Genomic DNA, 4,805 nt, shown 5'->3' with positions numbered 1-4,805 from the left:
CCAGTCCCCAGTCCCCAGTCCCCAGTCCCCAGTCCCCAGTCCCCAGTCCCCAGTAAAGGAGATTGAATTTGCCACCTGTTCGCGTTCGTCAGCATGTTAACCCACTTGCCCAAAAGTATCAAACCCCAGCGAGTCCCCTTGACTGGGAAAAGGTGTATGCAAAGCTAAATCAACCGCTACATTTAGATATTGGTTGCGCTAGGGGAAAGTTTTTATTAGATATGGCGAAGGTAGAACCCGACTGGAATTTTTTAGGGTTGGAAATTCGAGAACCACTGGTAGTAGAAGCGAATAAGTTAGGTTCTGAGTTGGGTTTAACAAACTTACATTATCTATTTTGCAATGCAAATAACTCATTGCGACCGCTTTTATCTTCCTTCCCCATAGGAACTTTGCAGCGAGTTAGCATTCAATTTCCCGATCCTTGGTTTAAAACTCGCCACGCTAAACGTCGTGTAGTGCAACCAGAATTAGTGGCGACGTTAGCAAAATATCTGATGGTTGGAGGAGTGGTGTTTCTGCAATCGGATATGGAATTTATCGCTGTGGAAATGCGCGATCGCTTTGCTGAACACCCAGCGTTTGAGATTGGTGCTGTAGAATGGCTCACAGAAAACCCGCTATCGATTCCTACAGAACGGGAAATATTTACCCAAAATAAGGGTGAACCTGTTTATCGCACCTTGTTTATTAGGCGGTAAATGGGGAGTAGGGAGTAGGGGGAAGAGATATTTCCATGTTTGGTATGGAATTTTCTTGTGCAATAAATATTTCAGTTCTTGAATTTAAATAATATTTCTGTTTAGTAAAATTTTCAGCTATGGTGGGGATTTGGCGTGGGAGAAGAGACGCGATCGCTCAATAAGATTTGTATGACATAAATGTTTCACTTAATAGCTCAAATTGCCTCAAGCATTTAATTTAAATTGATATATAAGCTTGCATACTGAGTCATAGAGATGAATTAAATTTATAGTTCTTTAGTGACATAAAAACTATATTTTTGTCTAGTTTAGAGTTGCAAAAATCAACAAAATTAATTTTATCTGATTTAAAATCTCAAATAACATCGTAGTTTTTCGCCTAAGTCTACTCGCAAATTAGCATAATTTTAAATTAATCTTCTGATTTTAGATTTACTCAATGATGCTGTCGTTCTAAGCATTATTGCATCTATGTAGAAGAGATTTTGTTAGTTTTGTTAGCGCTCAGGCTTACTTAATTAAATTCAGGAGATCAAGTATGTCATTAGAAAATGTAAGAGCTTTTTACGAACGGTTAGTAAATGATGAAGCTTTTCGCACTCAAGTTCAAAGTGTTACAAACCCCCATGAAGGTAGCCAAATTGTTAAAGAAGCTGGCTACGATTTCACTCAAGAAGAATTTGAGGAATATACGACTCAAATATTAGAATCAAATGCTGGAGAGGGTGAACTCAGAGATGTCGATGAAGCAGAGCTAGAAACTGTTGTTGGTGGAGCAACAGCAGCTTTAGCAGGAATATTTCCTAGATTGATCTTGATTTATGGAGCGCCGAGTGGTCTCTGGAAATTCTTGTTGTAATACTGAGAATTCTCAGTTTATAGAAACAATTGCTATCTAGTAAGGCAATTTAACAAGGAGAAAATTTATGTCACTAGAAAATGTCCAAGCCTTTTATGCAAGGCTGGCAAACGATGAAGCTTTCCGCACTCAAATGCAGGAAGTTACAACTAAAGAAGAATGCAGCCAAGTTGTAAAAAGCGCCGGCTACGACTTTACTCAAGCAGAGTTTGAACAATATACAACTCAAGTATTAGAGTCAATCTCTGGTGAAGGTGAACTCAAGGACTTGGATGAAAAAGAACTAGAAGCTGTTTTTGGTGGGGCTTCGTCAATTCTAGGACGGCCAGATATCCGACCGTTATACGGAGTTGTTATTTGGCCACCCATCAAATGGCCACCAATTGGCCCTCAACCTCTTTATGGAATTGTGCAGCCGATGTATGGAATCGTCAGAAGTGACGATTTAGCATAAATTCACTAAACAGGCTTGATATTTAGAAAAACATCAGCAACATCCGTTGTAATGAGGACGGATGACCATACATCCGTCCTTCTCTCAAAAGATTATATAGAGGGTATTTATAATGACTTATCGCCGAATTAGTTATGCAGTTTGGGAAATCACACTCAAGTGTAATCTAGCTTGTCAGCATTGCGGTTCTCGTGCAGGGCATACAAGAGCCAAAGAACTCTCTACAGCCGAAGCGCTAGATTTAGTCAAACAAATGGCAGACGTGGGAATTACAGAAGTAACTATCATTGGTGGTGAAGCATTTCTGCGTCCTGACTGGTTAGAGATTGCCCAAGCAATTACCAAAGCAGGAATGTTGTGTGGTATGACTACTGGCGGTTATGGTATCACTCTGGACACAGCACATCGCATGAAAGATGCAGGTATTAATGTAGTGTCAGTTTCTGTTGATGGTTTAGAAGCGACTCATGACCGTATCCGTGGCAGACAAGGTTCTTGGCAATGGGCCTTTAAGACCATGAGCCATCTCAAGCAAGCAGGTATTTCTTTTGGCTGTAATACTCAAATTAATCGCCTCTCAGCACCAGAATTTCCTCGTATTTACGAATATCTACGTGATGCTGGAATTTTTGCTTGGCAAATTCAATTAACTGTTCCCATGGGGAATGCAGCAGATAATAGTGAAATTTTGCTGCAACCATATGAACTACTTGATGTATACCCCATGATTGCTCGTGTTGCTCAACGAGCAAGGCGAGAAGGGGTACAGGTGCAGCCAGGAAACAACATCGGTTATTACGGCCCCTATGAGCGAATACTCAGAGGCGGAGGGGATGCTTGGACTTTTTGGCAAGGATGCAGTGCTGGACTTGCTGCTTTAGGTATTGAAGCTGATGGCGCTATCAAAGGTTGTCCCTCACTGCCGACTACAGCTTATACCGGCGGCAATATCCGCGACCATTCACTGCGGAAAATCATCGAAGAAACAGAGGAACTGCGGTTTAATTTGGGAGCAGGTACTCCCAAAGGAACAGAACACTTGTGGGGTTTCTGCAAAACTTGTGAATTTGCCGAACTCTGTCGCGGTGGTTGTAGTTGGACTGCTCATGTTTTCTTTGATAAGAGAGGTAACAATCCTTACTGTCATTATCGTGCCCTCACTCAAGAAAAACGCGATATCCGGGAGCGAGTATATCTTCAACGTCGGGCAGATGGCAATCCCTTTGATAATGGCGAGTTTGCTTTGATAGAAGAACCGATTAATACTCCTTGGCCAGAAAATGATCCGCTTCACTTTACCGCCGACAAAATTCAATGGCCAGAAGGTTGGGAAGAAGAACCTAATTTAGTACCATCCTTGGTTAGTTCCAGTTATTAAAAGCGATAAAATACTACTGCTATGAATGATATTTCTCTTGATTCCATCTCTTCAGAAAATATAACTACTTCTGAGTCTCAAGCAACTCTATTACCTCGTTCATCCTGGAATAGTCAGTTAACTTATTTAAAAGTTGTTTTTCGTGCTAAACGGGCACTAGATAGGATTGAAAAAGAAGCAGGTGTATTAAATAATGACCAATAAACCATCTTGCCAGTTAATCTGTAACTGTGTATGTGCATTCCCGCCATTGATGGCAATTTCTACCCAGCCGTGACTACCAACTAAAGCGATCGCCTCGCCAGTTTTGACATCGCTGTAAGTTTCACACCCCATGATTGTCAGTTCAGCAATTTGCACACACCAAGCTTTGCCTTGAACATAACTACCTGAAATGTTGCTAACTAAGTTGCCAAAGTGGTCAATGTATTGAATACAACCAGCTATACCAGTTGTGGTGATTTGCAGCGAGTCGATATCTAACTGTACTAGAGTTGCTAAATCTATTTCTTGTCCTAATTGTTTGAGAGAAACACCACTAGCAAGATTAGCTCCGACTGGGGCAAAAATATCTCTACCGTGGAATGTGCTACTGGGTTGCGAAGTTCTCCAAAAATGGGGGTTTGTGAGTTCAACTGCTGCGATCGCTTGGCTTTGACTGAGTATGCCGCTGAAGATACCATTATCTGGGCCAACCAAAAACCCTTGAGCAAATTCTACAGCGATCGCTCGTCGTTGACTGCCCACGCCCGGATCTACCACTGCTACATGCACTGTCCCCACCGGGAAATAAGAGTAAGCATTCATCAAGCAAAACCTGGCTGCGGCAATGTTTTGTGGTGGAATTTGGTGTGTCAAATCCACCACCTTTAACCCAGGATTGATTTGAGCAATCACCCCTTTCATAACACCCACGTATACATCGCGATCGCCAAAATCGCTGAGTAAGGTCAGGAGTGTATGTTGATCGATCTGACTTTTGGACATAGTTGACCATTTAGTTTTATAATAAATGAATAATTTCTGTAGCAACAGTTACCAAATTTGTGTTATGTTAGGGATACAAGACATAAATAAAAATTAAAGAGGTAATACTATGAACCAAAGCAGACTACAAATTGCTCGCAAAGCTCAACAAACTCACAGAGCAAATATTCAAAGAAGCATAGAGCATCGCCTACAAGTAGCCAGAGCGCAAGGCAACGAAAAGCTAATTCGTCAGCTGGAAGCAGAAATGAAGCATTTCAGCTAGATGTAATATTTATAGTTCATAGTTTGTGTATGACCCCGCCATGGCGGGTTTTTTTGTTTTTAGCTTAACCATATTGCCCCATTCCCCAGTCCCCAGTCCCCAGTCCCCATTCCCCATTCCCCAGTCCCCAGTCCCCAGTCCCCAGTCCCCAGTCCCCA

Annotated in this window: 7 protein-coding genes; 6 read left to right on the top strand and 1 reads right to left on the bottom strand. The window is 41.8% G+C overall.

Annotation, left to right across the window (positions count from 1 at the left end; all coding sequences use genetic code 11):
• The first annotated feature begins 68 nt into the window (after positions 1-68).
• The 5 genes from trmB (at position 69) to AC5JMF_RS29780 (ending at position 3,599) form a co-directional block, all read left to right on the top strand.
• Positions 69-701, top strand: coding sequence for a tRNA (guanosine(46)-N7)-methyltransferase TrmB (gene trmB, locus AC5JMF_RS29800; RefSeq protein WP_495799317.1), 633 nt, complete (start codon positions 69-71; stop codon positions 699-701).
• Positions 702-1,242: 541 nt separating this feature from the next.
• A complete protein-coding gene (locus AC5JMF_RS29795; protein ID WP_495799316.1) occupies positions 1,243-1,563 on the top strand; it encodes a Nif11-like leader peptide family natural product precursor in 321 nt (106 codons plus the stop codon).
• 67 nt (positions 1,564-1,630) lie between these two features.
• Complete coding sequence (locus tag AC5JMF_RS29790) at positions 1,631-2,017, top strand: Nif11-like leader peptide family natural product precursor (protein ID WP_495799315.1); 387 nt, start codon at positions 1,631-1,633, stop codon at positions 2,015-2,017.
• A 112-nt stretch (positions 2,018-2,129) separates the two neighbouring features.
• Positions 2,130-3,395 carry a nif11-class peptide radical SAM maturase 3 gene (locus AC5JMF_RS29785; RefSeq protein WP_495799314.1) on the top strand — a complete coding sequence of 422 codons (1,266 nt, stop codon included), beginning with the start codon at positions 2,130-2,132 and terminating at the stop codon, positions 3,393-3,395.
• A gap of 21 nt (positions 3,396-3,416) precedes the next feature.
• A complete protein-coding gene (locus AC5JMF_RS29780) occupies positions 3,417-3,599 on the top strand; it encodes a hypothetical protein (protein ID WP_495799313.1) in 183 nt (60 codons plus the stop codon).
• Here AC5JMF_RS29780 and AC5JMF_RS29775 read toward each other — a convergent pair.
• Complete coding sequence (locus AC5JMF_RS29775) at positions 3,582-4,382, bottom strand: SAM hydrolase/SAM-dependent halogenase family protein (protein ID WP_495799312.1); 801 nt, start codon at positions 4,380-4,382, stop codon at positions 3,582-3,584. The two genes, AC5JMF_RS29780 and AC5JMF_RS29775, sit on opposite strands and share 18 nt — an antisense overlap.
• A gap of 109 nt (positions 4,383-4,491) precedes the next feature.
• Here AC5JMF_RS29775 and pirA point away from each other — a divergent pair, with 109 nt between their 5' ends.
• A complete protein-coding gene (gene pirA, locus AC5JMF_RS29770; protein ID WP_495799311.1) occupies positions 4,492-4,647 on the top strand; it encodes an arginine synthesis PII-interacting regulator PirA in 156 nt (51 codons plus the stop codon).
• The last annotated feature ends 158 nt before the right edge of the window (positions 4,648-4,805 follow it).

The organism is Desmonostoc vinosum, from assembly GCF_059505385.1.
This window is presented reverse-complemented; position numbering and strand designations above follow the sequence as displayed.

Coding starts and splice junctions, on each gene's coding strand:
- AC5JMF_RS29795 (WP_495799316.1), top strand. CDS start 1,243: ATGTCATTAGAAAATGTAAGAGCTTTTTACGAACGGTTAGTAAATGAT.
- AC5JMF_RS29790 (WP_495799315.1), top strand. CDS start 1,631: ATGTCACTAGAAAATGTCCAAGCCTTTTATGCAAGGCTGGCAAACGAT.
- AC5JMF_RS29785 (WP_495799314.1), top strand. CDS start 2,130: ATGACTTATCGCCGAATTAGTTATGCAGTTTGGGAAATCACACTCAAG.
- AC5JMF_RS29780 (WP_495799313.1), top strand. CDS start 3,417: ATGAATGATATTTCTCTTGATTCCATCTCTTCAGAAAATATAACTACT.
- AC5JMF_RS29775 (WP_495799312.1), bottom strand. CDS start 4,382: ATGTCCAAAAGTCAGATCGATCAACATACACTCCTGACCTTACTCAGC.
- pirA (WP_495799311.1), top strand. CDS start 4,492: ATGAACCAAAGCAGACTACAAATTGCTCGCAAAGCTCAACAAACTCAC.